The sequence below is a fragment of the Halalkalibacter alkalisediminis genome (assembly GCF_028610705.1).
Taxonomy (GTDB): Bacteria; Bacillota; Bacilli; order Bacillales; family Bacillaceae_D; genus Halalkalibacter; species Halalkalibacter alkalisediminis.
In genome coordinates, this window is the sequence record NZ_JAQQWT010000096.1 from 1 (window position 1) to 2,840 (window position 2,840).

3 protein-coding genes are annotated in these 2,840 nt (G+C 39.2%); 1 reads left to right on the forward strand and 2 read right to left on the reverse strand.

Translation table 11 applies throughout. The features are described from left to right. A partial coding sequence (locus PQ474_RS26755) for a transposase (RefSeq protein WP_420537708.1) occupies positions 1 to 147 on the reverse strand: 147 nt, incomplete at its 3' end. 73 nt (positions 148 to 220) lie between these two features. Further along, positions 221 to 787 carry a DUF4256 domain-containing protein gene (locus PQ474_RS25910; RefSeq protein WP_273848463.1) on the reverse strand — a complete coding sequence of 189 codons (567 nt, stop codon included), beginning with the start codon at positions 785 to 787 and terminating at the stop codon, positions 221 to 223. A gap of 877 nt (positions 788 to 1,664) precedes the next feature. Between PQ474_RS25910 and PQ474_RS25915 the strand changes: the two genes are divergently transcribed. Further along, complete coding sequence (locus PQ474_RS25915) at positions 1,665 to 2,717, forward strand: hypothetical protein (protein ID WP_273848464.1); 1,053 nt, start codon at positions 1,665 to 1,667, stop codon at positions 2,715 to 2,717. Positions 2,718 to 2,840: the final 123 nt, after the last annotated feature.

The window sequence follows — 2,840 nt, forward strand, 5'->3', positions numbered from 1 at the left end:
AACAAAGCCAGCTTCTTGTTCTTTGTTAAATTTAGTCACCCAATTATGCAACGTTTGCTCGGCAAGATCTAATTCCCATGCAACTTCTGCCACTTTCTTTCCGTCTTCTTTGGTTCTGGTGCCTGTCACTCCCCGAACGCACCCCATAGTTGAAGAATGAAATGAAAGCCTTTCCCTATGTAATCCGTTCTCATATTCAAATTTAGCTGTCAGTGCAAAATTAGGCCCTAAGCGAGCCACGAAAACCTCTTGCAGCGTAGTAGGATTCCGCTCCATTGTGGTACACAAAGACAGTTTCGTAGCGACGATCACAAAAGAGGGCCCCGCCAAGTTTTCTAATATTAGCAGGTGTTTGCACCCAGCTCGACGTTTTCATATCGAAATTTTCAAGTTTCTGTAGCTCCCGGTACTGTTCTTCCGTTAATAGTTCAATGCCCATGGCAGTTGCCATATCAATAGCGTTATTTTCAGGTTTGTGTTTTTTCCTTGACTCCAGCGCTTCACGGTCGTAACAAACACTTCTGCGACCTTTAGGACTTTCCGCTGAACAATCATAAAAAATGTATTCGCCCGTCTTTTTATCATGGCCAACAACATCCGGTTCACCGCCAGTTCCTTCCATTTCATTGAGCGACCATAGTTTTGCAGTATTAGCTTCGAGCTTAGCTTGTACTTTAGCCCATTCAAGACCTTTATGTCGGTTCATGTTTTTCTCAAAACGGGCTTTCAAAGTTCTGAGTAGTTCTTCACGTTGTTCTAGTGATAACTCCTTATTGCTCTTTGTCATATTAGTTTCCCCCTTATTTTTACTCATAATTGTATAAGGACTAAACGGCTCCTTTAGCTCAACGATCCCTCACTGCCAGTAGTATAAATATTAATTAATATACAACTTAACCTATAGATAATTATACATCATTAACAATTATTAAACTGTCAAAAACATCATTAGTTAATGGCAATATACATCTTACTAATTATACAAAAGACAAACTGGTAAACAGCCTGTCATTAACTGGTACATTCTTTGTCATTTAGTGATAAGAACTATGTCAATGGTGGTACATTTCACTGGCCTTAATCAATAGGTATTAAAATAATTGTCATTCCCGGGGAAGCAGGGAAATAGTCTGTTCACCGTTAATGATACCAGAACTGTGGATTCGTTAAAATGCAGCTAATAGAGAAACGCACATCCAACCAACAACAAGTGGACAACCAGCACTTTATACAGAGGTTTGTCCACATACCTCTGATATCCACAAGTGTGAGGAAGAAGATCTCTCTCGGGTGGATTAGATATTCACATTTAATCAACATAAGGAAGCATGGGGACGAACAATAAACTCACTAGGGAAGCATGAGAACCGTCCCGTTGCTTCGCGTTTTAATAAAAAAAGTAAAGAAAGATTGTGAAAAAATATACTTAAACGAACGGGCGCTTTTCTGAAATAAGGAAAGCGTCTTTCTTCATGAAAAGGGCCAGATTATGGAGCAAGGAATAAAGTTATTTTCTTGTAATGGGAGGTTAATTCAGGGAGAAAATAATGGTAAAATTAGCAAGAGTCTTTATGGAAGGTTAACCCAATTAATTGAAACGGTTACTATATCTTGGAGTATGACATTTTAATTTTTATTATGAAAATGCTTTAGGGAGGGTGTAAATGGAACCGAAAATAAATATCAATAATACAACACATTTTTCCTGGCTGTCGCGTTGGCCGCAGTGGTCTGGGTATGCAGCTGCTCTATGGTCCCTCTTATACGGGTTACTCGGGCTGTACTGGTTATTAGGTGGCAACGGATTTCCTTTCGGTAAAAACGATTCACGGGCAGAAATGATGGGATCATTTTTATCAAATCTTAATGTTGATGTTGGGGGACCAGTCATTGCCATAGCTGGATTGGTAGGTACAGTGGTAGCTATAGCGATGAAAATGACATGGGGAAGTCGTTTTCATCGTGCAATATTTCTCTCCTATGCTTGGATAATGAGTGTGACGCTTATATTTATAGTTCCAGATTCGCGAATTGTGCAGAACTTTGCTTATTTGTTTTTACTTCACTTTGATCTGCTGGATTGGAGAGTTATTAATCAAGTTTTTTGTATAGTTGGTGGGTTCATATGGGGCGGTTCTGCAATAGCATATTTTCGTCTTACACAGAATGCTTGCGGCAATTGTGGCAGGAATGACGCTACAGAAGGATCATCAGCAAAAGCAACAGCAAAGTGGGGAAAGTGGTTTACCTATTTAGCCGTTATTATGGCATTTCCATACGGTATTGTCCGATGGGCATGGGCGTTAGGAATTCCTTTGGGGACAAACGACTCATCAATGGTTGGGAATGAAGACAATGCAATAGTTGAAGCCATACTGGGAGGATTATGTATTGGTGGTGGAATTCTAACTCTTGGACTTATTCAGAGATGGGGAGTGATTTTTCCACGGTGGTGTTTTTTTCTAGCAGGTAAACAAATTCCAATTTGGTTTGTTATGGTTCCTGCAATGTTGATGTCGTCTATTATTACGATAACGGGGCTAAAGCTCAGTCCACAAATCATATTTATGATGGTTAATGGCTCAATTACCAATGAAAATTGGGGACAATTTGTTCCTTTTTTGTTCTGGTTGCCATGGGGAATATCTCTAGGGATAGCAATTTTAGCCTATTATTTAAAAAGGCGGGGACGATGCAAGCATTGTGGAAAACTTTAACTCGTTATTTTATTGGTCATTTTCAATAATAAAACCAAATGTGGCGTGTTATTGACAATGTTTTTTGACTAGAAATTGACAGGCTTAGTTGTCCAAACTTTGCTTGATTTTCTGACCAAGAAA

Bases quoted from the DNA above. Each gene is read 5' to 3' on its own strand.
- PQ474_RS25910 (WP_273848463.1), bottom strand. From the start codon at position 787: ATGACAAAGAGCAATAAGGAGTTATCACTAGAACAACGTGAAGAACTA.
- PQ474_RS25915 (WP_273848464.1), top strand. From the start codon at position 1,665: ATGGAACCGAAAATAAATATCAATAATACAACACATTTTTCCTGGCTG.